This is a genomic window from Neoluteolibacter marinus, from assembly GCF_014904755.1.
GTDB classification, from domain to species: Bacteria; Verrucomicrobiota; Verrucomicrobiia; order Verrucomicrobiales; family Akkermansiaceae; genus Haloferula; species Haloferula marina.
The window spans coordinates 1-12,783 of record NZ_JACZFQ010000109.1; the positions used below are offsets into that span (position 1 = coordinate 1).

Consider the following 12,783-nt stretch of genomic DNA (forward strand, 5'->3'; position numbering starts at 1 on the left):
TGGCTTCTGGTAGTGCTTTCTTCTTTCATCGTTTCATCACACGGGGGACTTGAACCCCCTTTGGTTCCCGCCCATGATGGGCATACACAAGGCGTGGGAGGGCAACCGCCGGTCAGCTCGGAGTTTGATTCGGCACATGGGGCGGCGGTGCCTCCACTTCTGACGTTGATATGGCTGATGGTTTGTCAAGTGGGCGCAGGTCGATTGTTGCATGACGTGGGTCCGCAGGTTCGTGTTTTGTGGATCCGGGGAGGGAGACGGAAAGCCTTCGCGTGGTGATGCATTTCGCGCAGACTGGTTTGCTGAGATTCGTGGGCTGGGTACCACAGGTTTTCGTCTTCACCGGTCGCCAGGGCCTTTCTCTTGCAGCGAGTGCTCCTACGGCGTTTGCCGTATTTAACTCCGAACGTCATCAAGGGCTGGCTGCCGCCTGCGGCTTTCCGTCTCTCTTCCGGGATCGGGGGTGTGTGATTGCTGGTTCTCTGTCCGCGGTTTGTTGGCCGCCTTGTCAGCGGGATCTTGGTTTTTGAAACGCCCCCCGCGGACTTGTCCGGGGCTTTCAAAAATCGGGAGCACGCGGTGCCGGTGCGTTCAGGCGGCGGGGAGCGGCGGCATCGGGATCCTGGTCTTGTTCTGGAGCTCCCAGATGAAGGCCCCCAGTTCGCGTGCCATGGCGATGATGGCCTTGTTCTCGTTGAGCTGGCGCGCCTTGAGGCGCTTGTAGCGGTGGTGCAGCCGGTGCTGGGCGCGCCAGGCGAGCTCGCGCACTTCGGCGGGCTGGCCTTGCTGGCGCTGGCTGAGGACGGGGCTGACCCGCGGCGGGCGGCGGTAGTGTTGGGCGCTTTCGACGAGCATCCAGCGGGCGTGGCAATGAAGCGCAGCTTCATGGACGGAGCGATGCGGAGCCCGCAGGGTGAAGACCGGAGGAATCGACGGTCTGAATCAATTCCCGCACTTGGTGATGGCCCCCTGGTGGCGCTTGGTTCCGGAGCTGTGTTCGCCGGGGACGAGGCCGAGGAAGGACATGAGCGAGCGGGGGTTGGTGAAGCGGCGCAGGTCGCCGAGCTCGGCGACGATGGTCATGGCGGCGACTTCCTTGAAGCCTTTGAAGGCCATGAGGGCGTCGATGACGGGCTTCCATTCCCAGGCGGCGAGGAGTTCGATCATCTTTTGAACCAGGCGGTCGAGGCGGAGGCGGCAGTGCTCGATGGCGAGCAGGTATTCCTCGAGGACGACCTGCTGGGCGGGATCGGCCAGGGAAAGTCCCCTGAGGTAGTTCATGTGGGGGCCACTCCAGGTGGCGCTGCCGCTGTAGCGGTGGCCGTTGCAGAGGAGGAAGGATTTGAGGCGTTGCTTGGCGCGGGTGAGGTCGTCGGAGGCATCGGTGCGGGCGCGGGCGACGTCGCGGATGGCCTGGTCGGCGGAGGGCGGGACGCGGACCTCGACGATGTCGCCGTTGCGGAACTCGCGGGCGATCTTGATGGCGTCGCGCTTGTCGGTCTTGACCTTCTCGTTGGGTTTGCGGGTGGTCTTGGTGGGAGCCATGACCACGCAATCGAGCCCGAGCCGGACGAGGCGGCGGGCGATGACGAAGCCGGTGGGTCCGGCCTCGTAGCAGACCTTGAGGTCGCGGAAGGCGACGCCGAGCTTTTTGGCGAGCTTTCGCAGGGCTGCCTCGATGGCGGTGATGGAACCTCCGCAGGTGCCGTGGTAGACGGCCTGGGCGCGGCTGCCGCCGAGGGCGTGGGCGATGGCGATAGAATCCTTGTGGGCATCGAGGCCGATGAAGTAGGTTGTTTTCATGGTGTTGTCGTCGGTTCTTGGTTCATCCCTGCACCACGCCGGGTCCTCCCGGCCGGAGTGCGCTGAACATGCGGTTGCCGGCAACACGCGGAATTTCTTCGCCGGCCATCTCCGCTTCGCTCCGATTCTGCTCCTCACCGGAATAGCCCGCGAGAAACGGAACGGCGGCAACACCACCCACGCTTTCGAATTGAAGAGGCTGTTCCAACCCGGACATCAGCCATAGAATCTTGCCAAAAAATGAGCCACTTCTTGAGCAAGGCAGCCCACATTGAGGACTGCGAGACCCAGATCGCATGGAACGGCATCGAAGCGATTACCAGCAATGGTGAGATCGATGACCTCTACCTCTTTCGGGATGCTTTGAAGTCGATCGGATCGACGGAGAAGCTGCAGGTAATTGAGAAGGCAGTCTCGCTCTACGAATCTGTTCATGGACGACGCCCAGATCAGAAGGAGGCATTTGCCATCGGAAGTGAGCATTCTTCCGAGCTCAATGAATTGGATTCTGCATACTACAAGATCGATGAAGACCTACAGGTTCTATGTCTTGATCATGTCCGAAGGAATCCCGATGAAGTGGAGTTGTTGAAGGCCGACGAGCAGACTTCCGACGCGGCAAAGAAGCTACTAGCTCAACTTGGCTAGCTCGATGAACGAAGAAAGGGCAGGTCAAGCCTTGGTAGGCAACCCCGCGGGCTGGTCTGCTCCAGTGGTGAATTCAGGCTCTACCACAGGTTCGACACACACGACGTTCGCTGAAGAAGAATCTCTAGATGGATGCGCTGCACAAACTCGTCTTCGATAACTTTTTCCTGCTTTTCGCGCTCGCGTTGATCTGGAACGTTGTCGCGGTCGCATTGATGCTTTGGAGGCGGAAGCGCAGAGGTCTAGTTCTCCCCAAGGTGGGCGATACTAATGTGGTGTTTTCTGAGCGGTTTGCGTCGGGATCATCCGACAAATCCTGGATGACGCGTCTGGGTGGCGCCTCGAACTGCCTCACAGTAATCGTGACCAGAACCCATCTCGCGATCACGACATTCTTCCCTTTCACCGCGTTTGCCGGAACCTACGATTTGGAGCATCTCGTCCCGCTTTCAGACATCGCCAGCGTGACGCCTAAGGGTAGAGTGACGGAGGTGGAGTTTCGGAGTAACGATGGAGGTCGCCGGAAGGTGACCTTACGGATGCGTGACGCCGCTGAATTCCTTCAAGCGTTGAGGGGACAAACCAACAGCGAATAGGGTAGGTGACGGGCTCCAACCGTCCCCCTCACACCACCCGGCATGCGGATCCGCACCGGGCGGTTCCAGTTCGTCATGCCATCCCGGTTGAGCCTTGAGGCCCGTCGGGAAGCGAATGACGACCCACTGTTTCACAAGATCGGGAACCCCCTGGCTGTGCAGCCACGCGTCGGTCAACGCCCGATGCACCAGGCTGTTCAGGCTCATCCTCCAGAATTGGAGCGCAGCGGAGATGGCCGGCCTTGCTGCCTCCTGTGCCGCCGGCAATCCTTTCCGGCTGCGGCTCGCCATGTGCGCTTCGGCCGGATCGACGCCGAGCGCGAGGAGTTTGGTGTGGCGCAGGTTGGCGAAAATCGGTTCGATGGTGCCCATGCGGTAGCTGGAGCGATGCTGGTCCCCCAAGGATCCCGTCGCACTTCAGCATCACCATCGCTCCGCCGGCCGTCACCATTGGCAAAAGGCCTGCACTTCAGGAGTGCATCGAACCTCAATGGACCTCGCGGAACCAATCCCGCCACCCACAAACCTCCAAAAATCAAGGTTCCCTGGAGCCGCTGGTCGGATTTGAACCGACGACCTGCTCATTACGAATGAGCTGCTCTACCCCTGAGCTACAGCGGCATCTGTTCCGCGGGACGGGCGGGACTGAAACAGAGACCGCGAATTCCGGCAAGCGGATTTCCCGCGGTCCCCGCATCCATCAATAGACGTCGCGCTGGTAGCGCTTGTCCTTCTTGAGCTGGCTGATGAAGGCAGCCGCTTCCTCCGGGCTGAGTCCCCCGTGTTGTTCGGCGATCGTGTGCAGGGCGGCGTCGACGTCCTTGGCCATCCGCGAAGCGTCGCCGCAGACGTAGAAGGCGGCCCCTTCCTGGAACCACTTCCAGATCTCGGCGCCCTCCTTGATCATCAGATTCTGGACGTAGACCTTTTCCTTCTGGTCCCGCGACCAGGCCAGATCGAGGCGTTGCAAGGTCCCGTCTTCCTGGAAGGCGGTCAGCTCGTCCTCGTAGAGGAAGTCGGTGGCGCGGTAGGGATTACCGAAGAACAGCCAGTTGGCGCCCTTCGCACCGGTGGCCTTGCGGTCTTCGAGGAAGGCGCGGAACGGCGCGATGCCGGTCCCCGGACCGCACATGATCACCGGGGTGTCGCCGTTTTCCGGCGGACGGAAGGCCTTGTTCGAGTGGACGAAGACCCCGGGCTTCAAGCCCTCGGAGCGATCGGAAAGGAAGGTTGAACAGATCCCACCGCGCTTGCGGCCGTAGGTGTTGTAGCGGACGATGCCGACGCAGAGGTGGACCTCGCCCGGATGCGCCTTCGGGCTGGAGGCGATCGAATACAGCCGCGGCTGCAGCTTCTTGAGAATCTCGACGAAGTCCTCGGCGTCGGTGAAGTCGGCGGGATGATCGACCACCAGGTCGATCAGGTCGCGGCCCCAGCAGTAGTCGTCCCAGGCCTTCTTGTCATCGGCTTCGACCAAGGACCTCAGGAACGGCGAGCCGCTCCGGGCCTGCCATTTCTGGATGATCGACTTGTTGAGGTTGCCGATGTCGTAGTGGCAAATCAGGGCCTCGCGCAGCGAACACTCGCCGCCGTCCGGACGCGGAACATCGACGTCGGTCTTGAACGGCAGATTGGCCAGGATCTCGTCGACCACCTGCGGCGGATTCTGCGGATAGACCCCGAGGGCGTCGCCCACCTCGTATTCGAGGCCGGAATCGGCCAGCGACAGCTCGACGTGGTGGGTCTGCTTGTCGCCGGGACCGTTGAGGTTGTAGTTCTTGAGGATCGCCGACGGGAAGGGGTTCTTCTTCGAGAAGCCGGTGTCGGTCTGCTCCACCACGGCGCCGTTGGTGGCCACCGATCCGGCGGGAGCGAGGATTCCGAGGATCCCCTCCGACCACTGCTTGAACGGGTCGTCGTAGTCCACGTCGCTGTCGACGCGGGGGAAAAACCGGGTCGCCCCGAGCTGCTCGAGCCGGGTGTCGAACTCGATCCCGCACTTGCAGAAGTCCGGGTAGTTGGTGTCGCCGAGGGCGAGCACCGAGAACTGCACGCCATCCAGCTTCGGCGCGGAATCGCCGAGCAGCCAGCCGTGGAGGTCCGCCGCATTGTCCGGGGGCTCGCCGTCACCGTAGGTCGAGGTGATCACCAGCAGGTTCTTTTCCTTCGGCAGCCGCTCCTTGTCGTAGACCGCCATGTCGAAGGACTCCGGCTCGAAATTCCCCTTCTTGAGGGTCTTCACCAGCTTCTTCGCCAGGCCTTCGCCGTTGCCCGTCTGGGAACCCCACAGGATGGTGACCGGCACGGCCGGGCCGGCCGGTGCGGCGGCCGCGCCGGCGGCTCCGGCGAGGAGATTGGAAAGGAACTGACCCAGCCAGACCCGTTGGTCTGGAGTGAAGGGCGCGTCGTCGGGGATGTTGATGAAGGAGGACATTGATGCAGGAAAGGCCCCCGTGGCCGGGGGGCGGAACATGATGCCGGGCGCGGACCGGTTCAAGCGCGTTTCATGCCACCGGGCTCCCGGCGCGATGCGATCGATTGAAGGCGGCGGTGAAGCGCGCTCATGGCCGGGAGAAGCGCTCCGCGGGTCAAACCTCGCCGTCGGGATAGAGCAAGTGATACTTGATCGCCTCCACCCCGACCGCGGCGGCCGTACCGAAGATGGTCTCCTCGGTCGCGGTGCGCGGGACCTGGGCACAGGGCCGGGCCAGTCCGGCGAGGATCTGGCCGTAGTTGACGGCTCCGGCGCAGTGCTGGAGCAGCTTGAGGGAAATGTGCGCGGCATCCAGGTTCGGGAACACCAGCACATCGGCGGGTTCACGGTTCCCGGCGTCCGGCAGTTTGACCTCGGCGGCGACCGGATCCAGCGCCACGTCCGCCTGGATCTCGCCGCTGATCTGGAATTCCAGGAAGTCCCGGCGCGCGTGATCGACCGCCAACGCGGTGGCCGCGGCCATCTTGCGGGCCTCTTCGGTTCCGGCCGAGCCCTTGGTCGAGTGGCTGAGCAGGGCGACCCGCGGCTCGCGACCCAGGAAATGCTTGGCCATCTTGCCGGTCTCGATGGCGATCGACGCCAGTTGCTCGACGTCCGGCTGGGGAATCAGGCCGCAGTCGGCGAGGAACAGCATCCCGTTGGCACCGAAGTGCTTCAGGTGCGGGGCGACCAATGCCATCACGCCGAACATCTTCGGCACGCCGGGCATCGGCTGGATGACGTGGATGAGCGCCCGGAACAAGGATGCGGGCAGCGTGGTGTTGCCGCCGACCAGCGCATCGGCGTGGCCGTACTGCACCATCATCGCGCCGAAGAAGTGCGGCCGCGACATGACGTCGGCGGGCGAGGCGACGTTGACCTTGCGGTAGCGCTCGGTCTTGACGTAGCGCTGGCAGAACAAGCCGAGGTCCGACGCCTTTGCCGGCTCGATGACGTTGATGAATTGCAGGCTGATGTCGTTGTCCGCGGCCATCGCGCGGATCTTGTCCCGGTTGCCGAGCAGCACCGGCACCGCGGCTTCGGCGACGACCAGGCGGCGTGCGGCGCGCAGCACCCGCAGGTCCTCGCCCTCGGTGAAAACGATGCGCTTCGGGTGACTGCGGAGCTTGGCAATCAGGTAATCGGTGAACGGATTGCCCTGTTCGGCAGGGCTGGAATTGGATTGGGTCATCGGAAATCCCGGCAGGCTTGCTTGCGGGCAGCACTCTAGTATCCCTAACGAAAAGCAAGCAACCCGAATCCCCGCCCGTTTCGTGCCGGCCGACTACCACACCCACACCCCCCTCTGCCGCCACGCCACGGGCGAGCCCGAGGCCTACATCGCCGCCGCGAAAGCCGCCGGCCTCAGCGAGTACGGCATCTCCGACCACGCCCCCGCCCGCCCGGAACCCTTCGACGACTGGCGGATGGAGGAGGCGCAGCTGCCCGACTACTACGAGTGGATCGCGCGGGCCCGCGAAGCCGCCGGTGATCTTCCGGTTCGGGCCGGGCTCGAATGCGACTGGCTGCCCGGCTGCGAACCGTGGATCGAGGATCTTTCCGGCCGCTACGACTGGGATTACCTGATCGGTTCCGTCCACTACCTCGGCGACTGGGATTTCGACAACCCGAAGTGGCTCGGCCGCTGGGCGGAGTCCGACGTCGAGGCGGTCTGGAGCCACTACTGGAAAACCTACGCCGAGATGGCCCGCAGCCGTCTGTTCGACATCCTCGGACACGCCGACCTGGTGAAGAAGTTCTCCCACCGTCCCGGCGGCGACCTCGCGCGGTTCTACGAACCGGCCGTCGCGGCGATCGCCGGGTCCGGCTGCGCCATCGAGCTGAACACCGCCGGCTGGCACAAGCCCTGCGCCGAAGCCTATCCCCACCCCCAATTCCTCGGCCTCGCCTGCGCCGCGGGCATTCCCCTGGTAATTTCCTCTGATGCCCACGCCCCGGCCGAGGTTGCCCGGGATTTCGAGCAGGCGATCGGCTGGGCAAAGTCCGCCGGCTATCGCGAGACCCTCCTCTTCGAAAAGCGCCGGCGGCGCCACGAGGAACTCTAGCCGGACCATGCCCGTCGTTTTCCTGGTCCTCGCGTGTGCCTTCTGGGGACTGAGTTTCCCCATCGTCAAGGCGCTCGACCTCGAGCAGTCGGCGCGTCTGCCCGGGATGTCGAAGGCCTTCTTCGCGGCCTGGCTGCAGATGGCCCGCTTCGGTGTCGCCTGCCTGTTGATGGCGCCCTTCCTGTTCCGCTTCCGGCCGACCCGCGGCGAGGCGGTCCAGGCGGCGTGGCTGGCGCTGTGGGGCGGGCTCGGGATGGCCTTGCAAGCCTGGGGCCTGGCGTTCACCGAGGCTTCGACCTCCGCCTTCCTGACCCAGGCCTACTGCGTGATCCTGCCCCTGATCGCCTGCCTGAAAACCCGCCGCGCCCCGTCCCCGCGCACGCTCCTCGCCACCGCGCTGGTCGTTGTCGGCGGGGCCGTGCTGTCCGGTGTCCGGCCGGACGCGTTGCGGATGGGCAAAGGGGAAGTCGCGACCTTGGCCGCGGCCTTCGTCTTCACCTTCCAGATCCTCACCCTCGAAACCCCGAAACATCGGGCGAACCGGGGCCTGGTGGTCACCTTCCTGATGTGCGGTTTCATCAGCCTGCTGTTTTTCCCCGTGGCCCTGCTGCTCGCCCCGCAGCCCTCCGCCCTGGTCGCCGCCGCCGCGTCGTGGCCCACCGCCTCCCTGGTGCTGGCGCTGGCCCTGCTCTGTTCGGTCGCCGCCTTCAGCCTGATGAATACCTGGCAGCCGCGGGTATCGGCCACCGAGGCCGGCTTGATCTACACCACCGAGCCGGTCTTCACCGCAGTGTTCGTGATGTTCCTGCCTGCATGGTTAGGCAGCTGGGTTGGCGAAAGCTATCAAAACGAATCCTTGACCCTTTCACTGATCACGGGAGGCTCGCTGATTCTCGCGGCCAACGTCCTGATGCAATGGAAACGCCCCCCTCACCCGCCGGCGATCGCCCCGATCCCGTGAGTCCGTCATCGAAGGCCCGGAAGATCGTCCGCGGCATCGGCCGCAATCTCCTGCGCCTGGTGATGCTGATTCCCGTGCTGTGGACCTTCGGCGCGATCCACTACGACGCGCCCTTCCCCGGCAAGGGCAACCTCGCCCTGGCGGTCGCCTGGCTGGCCTTGCTGGCCTTCCTCGTGTTCCGCGCCCGGTCCAAGCGCGACCGCTGGCTCTCCTACGCCGCCGGCATGGCCGTGGCCATCGTGCCGTGGTCCTTCAAGAAGCCCTCCAACGACCGCGACTGGTCCCCGGAATACGCCCGCACCGCCGGCGCCACCATCGATGGCGACGCCGTGACCTTCAGCAACTACCGCAACTTCGACTACGCCCTCGACGGCACCGTGACCGAACGATGGGAGACCCGCACCGTGCACCTCTCGAAGCTCCGCGGCATCGATTTCTTCCTCAACTACTGGGGCTCCGAACTGATCGCCCACCCGATCTTCAGCTTCGATTTCGGCGACGAGGGCCACATCGCGTTCTCGATCGAAACCCGCCGCGAAAAGGGCGAGGTCTACACCACCCTCGGCGGCCTCTACAAACTCTACGAACTGTGCTACCTCGTCGGCGACGAGAAGGACTTCGTGCGGGTCCGCACCAACATCCGCGACGGCGAGGACGCCTACCTGTTCCGCCTCAGCACCCCGCCGGACCAGGCCCGCGAGCGGCTGCTGGAATATGTCCAGCAGATCCAGGAACTTGCCCGCAAGCCGCGCTTTTACAACGTTCTCACCGCCAATTGCACCACCGCGATCCGCTCGCAGATCCACACCCGGAAAAAGACCATCCCGGACATCCGCCTGCTCCTCAACGGCAAGCTCGACGAGATGTTCGAGGAGCACGGTCTGTTCGCGGTGAAGTACCTGCCGCTCGCGGAACTGAAGGCGCGAGGCCACGTTGATGAAAGGGCCCGCCTGGCTCACGACGAACCGGATTTTTCGGAAGGGATCCGCGAAGGCGTGCCGGGATTTTGAGGAAGCATCCTGCAATTTCTGCAAATGCCGACAATTTGATTTAATGAACTAATTCGTTGGATATAAGGGTGCTGATGTTCACCCACCCTTACATCCACCCATCGTTCGTCCTCGGTGGCCTCCTCGTGATGTCACCGGCGGCTCTCAAGGCCGGTTGCTGTGCCCGTCACGACGCCGCCGAAATCTATCAACTTGCCGATGCCATCGGCGACTACCGGGCTCTTTCCAGCACGGTTTTCCGGGGCGACGACGGCCGGATCTGGACACGGCACTCGTTGTCCCTCAACGAGAGTCTCAAGGGCTCCGCGCCGGCCACCCTGGAATTCTCCACCCCTGGTGGCCGCATCGGCCATCAGCGCGAGGTTTCATCACTTTCCCTGCAGCTGCAAACCGGCGGCGACTACATTCTCCAATTGAGATCGCGGCCCGACGGTTCCTGGGAACCGCTGCCGTTCCAGACCAAGTCGAATCCCGGTACGGCCGGACAGAAGAAATCGCGCCGGGACTTCTTCAAAGGAGGTGCCCGCGGCTCCATCCCCGCGACACCCCGTGCCACTCGGGACAGCGTGGGAGACAATTCCGGGATCCCGTCCTCGCGCGTCACGCCCACCGGATACTTCGAGGCCTCGGGTGTCCCCTACCGCCATCCCACCTGTGACAGCGGCACGGCCATTTCCTGCCTCGTCGACATCGACCCGTCCAAGCTCCCGGCCGGCACCGACACCAGCGCGGCCCTCGCCATCGTCCAATCCGCGCTCGACGCCTGGTCGGGCGTCTCGTCGCTCAAATTCAAGATCGAAGGGACCACCTCGTTCGGCACCTCCCCGAAGAACATCGACACTCCCGACGGCAAGATCCGCATCCAGTTGCACGACAGCTACAATGCCATCGCCTCCACCAGCACCCTCGGCAACGGCGGCTCGACCATCACCGGACCCGACTACATCGGCACTCCGGGGAGCGCCGGCACCATCGACGGACAGCCCTTCGTCACGCTGACCCAAGGCTACGTGATCCTCAACCATCGCTCCGCCAGCATGGCGGATCCCGAGGTTTTCGCGGAAGTCCTCACCCACGAAATCGGCCACGCCCTCGGCCTCGCCCATTCCAGCACCGACTCCAACGAACCCGAACCTCTGCTGGAAGACGCCACCATGTATTACACCAGCCATGGCGACGGCCGGGGCGCTGCGGTCCGCGACTATGACGTGGATCGCATCCAGTTCGGGTATCCCCTGGACACTCCCCCGTTCTCCATGAACCGGACACTGCGTGCGGTGATTGCCACCAGCGGCAATCCCAAGCCCCTCAACACCGACCCGCAAGGGCCCGGGGTGGACCGGATCACCGTGACCGGCGACGACCTGCAGGGATCGCCGCTGACCGTGAACCTGATCTCGGGAGACCAGTTCACCTTGTCAGGCAACTCGCTGATCTTCACGTCGCCGGGAAACTATTCCGACACCACCACCCTCACGCCCGAGCAGATTGCCGACGGCAACTACTACTTCCGGGCCCTCTTCACCCTCTCCGACGGGGTGAACCAGTCCGCCTTCTACCGCTTCGACATCACCGGCTTCCAGCGCGACTCCTATCCAGCGGATGGATTGCCCAATACCTGGATCTACACCTATTTCGGCGACTTCACGGTCGGCGCGCCCGGCTCCGACCGGCATCCGGACTCCGACCCCGATGGTGACGGCCTCGACAACCGGACCGAGCGCTACCTCGGCACCGATCCCACCGATCCGGCCTCCGGACCGGCCGGCTTCTCCTTCGATCTGGCCAGCCGGTCGGTCACGCTGACCCCGCTGCGATTCGCCCCGTACATCATCGAATCCTCGGCCGACTTCTCGAGCTGGACCACGCGTGCCTTCGTCAGCACCTTCGATGTCCCCGCACCGGTCGTGACGCCGGTGGATGAAGCGCCGGAAGAGACGCGGATGTTCTACCGCGCCCGCATGGAACCCTAGGAACCACCGGTCGTCTCAGCCGAGCGGCTTGAATTCAATCCGCTCGGCGATCTCCCCGTCGAGGCGCTTCATCACCAACTCCAGCGAGGTCGCACCGGCCTTGCCCTCGATCCACGTCGCCCGCTCCGGTTGCGGCCCGCCACCCACCAATTGGGCGTAGGGAAAGTCATCCGTCGCCGGAATCCAGGCCGGCTGGTGGGTATGTCCTGAAATGACGACCTGGGTCTTCCAGGCGACCAGCACGTCGTGCCAGGCGTCGCGGCTGGCGCGGCTGAAGGCGTCGTAGTTGCCATTGCCGTAGTCCGCTGTTTCAAGCTTCCGCTCCTTGGTCCAGCGCAACGGGATGTGGCAGAAAACGACCCGGTACGGTGCATCGCGGAACTCCGGCCGGGCAATTACTTCCTTCATCCATGCCGCCTGCTCGCGGCGCAGTCCCTCGAAAGCGACCCGTCCGCCGAAGCTGGGATGATCGTCCGGCTTGTCCTCCCCGGTGTGCAGGCAAATGACCGCCACCGGACCGCTGCGGAAGGCGTAGAACGGCCGCCCCGCAGGAGTCGCGACCATTTCGGGAACCCGGTAGGCCCACTTGCCGCGGACATCGTGGTTCCCCCACACGAGCAGCATCGGCCGCCCCTCGCTGACGTCCTGCCCCGCCGGATTCAGCAGCGTTGGCACCAGCCAGTCCTCCTGATGCCAGTCGTTGCAGGTATCGCCGTTCCACAGCAGGAAGTCGCCACCCGGAGTCAGTTGGTGAAGCTTCCGGATCGTCTCCTCGTTCTGATGGGTGTCGTTCCAAATCACGAAATTCGTCGCGGAACCCGCCGGATCCAGGGTGCGAAATTTCTTCCAGGGCCCCTCATGCCGCGACTTGCCGTCCGCCGCTTCGGTGATCGCCCGTACCTGGTAGCCGGCACCGGGCGCCAGTCCTTCCAGGCGAACGCGCAGGATCTCGTCCCCCTGGGGCACGAAGCCAAAGCGATCCGCAGCAGCGGTCCCGGTGCTGCCGTCGTCCCCCTTCCACTCGACCCGACCCCGCGACAGCCGCGACACCGCCCAGACCACTTCCACCCCGTCGGGTCGCGGAGCCATCACCACCGCGGGTGTCGTCACCAGCGCCCCGGCTTCCTGATTTTCCTGTCCGGCCGCCACGCCCGCCGCCCCCAAGACGGCACTGCCCGCGATCTGACCCATGAATCCCCTGCGTTTCATGACGACCTGATACATCAGGAAGAGCGCAGCTTCCTGCACAAAAA

At 64.2% G+C, this 12,783-nt stretch carries 12 protein-coding genes and 1 tRNA gene; 5 read left to right on the forward strand and 8 right to left on the reverse strand.

The features are described from left to right. Positions 1–591 precede the first annotated feature (591 nt). The 3 genes from IG178_RS25700 to IG178_RS21715 form a co-directional block, all read right to left on the reverse strand. A complete protein-coding gene (locus tag IG178_RS25700) occupies positions 592–855 on the reverse strand; it encodes a hypothetical protein (RefSeq protein ID WP_226895673.1) in 264 nt (87 codons plus the stop codon). A gap of 87 nt (positions 856–942) precedes the next feature. Beyond that, entirely contained in the window at positions 943–1,803 is an 861-nt protein-coding gene (locus tag IG178_RS21710; RefSeq protein ID WP_226895674.1) for an IS110 family RNA-guided transposase, read from the reverse strand. Positions 1,804–1,825: 22 nt separating this feature from the next. After that, positions 1,826–2,020, reverse strand: a complete 195-nt coding sequence (locus IG178_RS21715) for a hypothetical protein (RefSeq protein WP_193214692.1) — start codon at positions 2,018–2,020, stop codon at positions 1,826–1,828. Between the two features lie 23 nt (positions 2,021–2,043). Between IG178_RS21715 and IG178_RS21720 the strand changes: the two genes are divergently transcribed. After that, positions 2,044–2,451, forward strand: a complete 408-nt coding sequence (locus tag IG178_RS21720) for a DMP19 family protein (protein WP_193214693.1) — start codon at positions 2,044–2,046, stop codon at positions 2,449–2,451. A 533-nt stretch (positions 2,452–2,984) separates the two neighbouring features. Here the strand turns inward: IG178_RS21720 and IG178_RS21725 are convergent. From IG178_RS21725 to IG178_RS21740, 4 genes are all read right to left on the reverse strand, one after another. Further along, complete coding sequence (locus tag IG178_RS21725; RefSeq protein WP_193214694.1) at positions 2,985–3,419, reverse strand: hypothetical protein; 435 nt, start codon at positions 3,417–3,419, stop codon at positions 2,985–2,987. A gap of 174 nt (positions 3,420–3,593) precedes the next feature. Beyond that, positions 3,594–3,668: transfer RNA gene (locus IG178_RS21730), tRNA-Thr, on the reverse strand. 79 nt (positions 3,669–3,747) lie between these two features. Continuing rightward, positions 3,748–5,481 carry a sulfite reductase subunit alpha gene (locus IG178_RS21735; protein ID WP_193214695.1) on the reverse strand — a complete coding sequence of 578 codons (1,734 nt, stop codon included), beginning with the start codon at positions 5,479–5,481 and terminating at the stop codon, positions 3,748–3,750. Positions 5,482–5,635: 154 nt separating this feature from the next. Next, complete coding sequence (locus IG178_RS21740; RefSeq protein ID WP_193214696.1) at positions 5,636–6,712, reverse strand: phosphate acyltransferase; 1,077 nt, start codon at positions 6,710–6,712, stop codon at positions 5,636–5,638. 82 nt (positions 6,713–6,794) lie between these two features. Here IG178_RS21740 and IG178_RS21745 point away from each other — a divergent pair, with 82 nt between their 5' ends. The 4 genes from IG178_RS21745 (at position 6,795) to IG178_RS21760 (ending at position 11,530) form a co-directional block, all read left to right on the forward strand. Further along, positions 6,795–7,586 carry a histidinol-phosphatase HisJ family protein gene (locus tag IG178_RS21745; RefSeq protein ID WP_193214697.1) on the forward strand — a complete coding sequence of 264 codons (792 nt, stop codon included), beginning with the start codon at positions 6,795–6,797 and terminating at the stop codon, positions 7,584–7,586. A gap of 7 nt (positions 7,587–7,593) precedes the next feature. Beyond that, the gene (locus tag IG178_RS21750) at positions 7,594–8,547 is read left to right on the forward strand and encodes a DMT family transporter (RefSeq protein WP_193214698.1); all 954 of its coding nucleotides are present in this window, start codon (positions 7,594–7,596) and stop codon (positions 8,545–8,547) included. Further along, positions 8,544–9,557: a lipoprotein N-acyltransferase Lnb domain-containing protein gene (locus tag IG178_RS21755; RefSeq protein WP_193214699.1), complete on the forward strand. Its 1,014-nt coding sequence runs from the start codon at positions 8,544–8,546 to the stop codon at positions 9,555–9,557. Before IG178_RS21750 ends, IG178_RS21755 begins: the two co-directional genes overlap by 4 nt. A 74-nt stretch (positions 9,558–9,631) precedes the next feature. Beyond that, the gene (locus IG178_RS21760) at positions 9,632–11,530 is read left to right on the forward strand and encodes a hypothetical protein (protein WP_193214700.1); all 1,899 of its coding nucleotides are present in this window, start codon (positions 9,632–9,634) and stop codon (positions 11,528–11,530) included. A gap of 15 nt (positions 11,531–11,545) precedes the next feature. Here IG178_RS21760 and IG178_RS21765 read toward each other — a convergent pair whose 3' ends face one another. After that, positions 11,546–12,739, reverse strand: a complete 1,194-nt coding sequence (locus IG178_RS21765) for a metallophosphoesterase family protein (protein WP_193214701.1) — start codon at positions 12,737–12,739, stop codon at positions 11,546–11,548. Between the last annotated feature and the right edge of the window lie 44 nt (positions 12,740–12,783).

Coding starts and splice junctions, on each gene's coding strand:
- IG178_RS21720 (WP_193214693.1), top strand. CDS start 2,044: ATGAGCCACTTCTTGAGCAAGGCAGCCCACATTGAGGACTGCGAGACC.
- IG178_RS21760 (WP_193214700.1), top strand. CDS start 9,632: ATGTTCACCCACCCTTACATCCACCCATCGTTCGTCCTCGGTGGCCTC.
- IG178_RS21750 (WP_193214698.1), top strand. CDS start 7,594: ATGCCCGTCGTTTTCCTGGTCCTCGCGTGTGCCTTCTGGGGACTGAGT.
- IG178_RS21735 (WP_193214695.1), bottom strand. CDS start 5,481: ATGTCCTCCTTCATCAACATCCCCGACGACGCGCCCTTCACTCCAGAC.
- IG178_RS21740 (WP_193214696.1), bottom strand. CDS start 6,712: ATGACCCAATCCAATTCCAGCCCTGCCGAACAGGGCAATCCGTTCACC.
- IG178_RS21725 (WP_193214694.1), bottom strand. CDS start 3,419: ATGGGCACCATCGAACCGATTTTCGCCAACCTGCGCCACACCAAACTC.
- IG178_RS21710 (WP_226895674.1), bottom strand. CDS start 1,803: ATGAAAACAACCTACTTCATCGGCCTCGATGCCCACAAGGATTCTATC.
- IG178_RS21715 (WP_193214692.1), bottom strand. CDS start 2,020: ATGTCCGGGTTGGAACAGCCTCTTCAATTCGAAAGCGTGGGTGGTGTT.
- IG178_RS21765 (WP_193214701.1), bottom strand. CDS start 12,739: ATGAAACGCAGGGGATTCATGGGTCAGATCGCGGGCAGTGCCGTCTTG.
- IG178_RS25700 (WP_226895673.1), bottom strand. CDS start 855: ATGCTCGTCGAAAGCGCCCAACACTACCGCCGCCCGCCGCGGGTCAGC.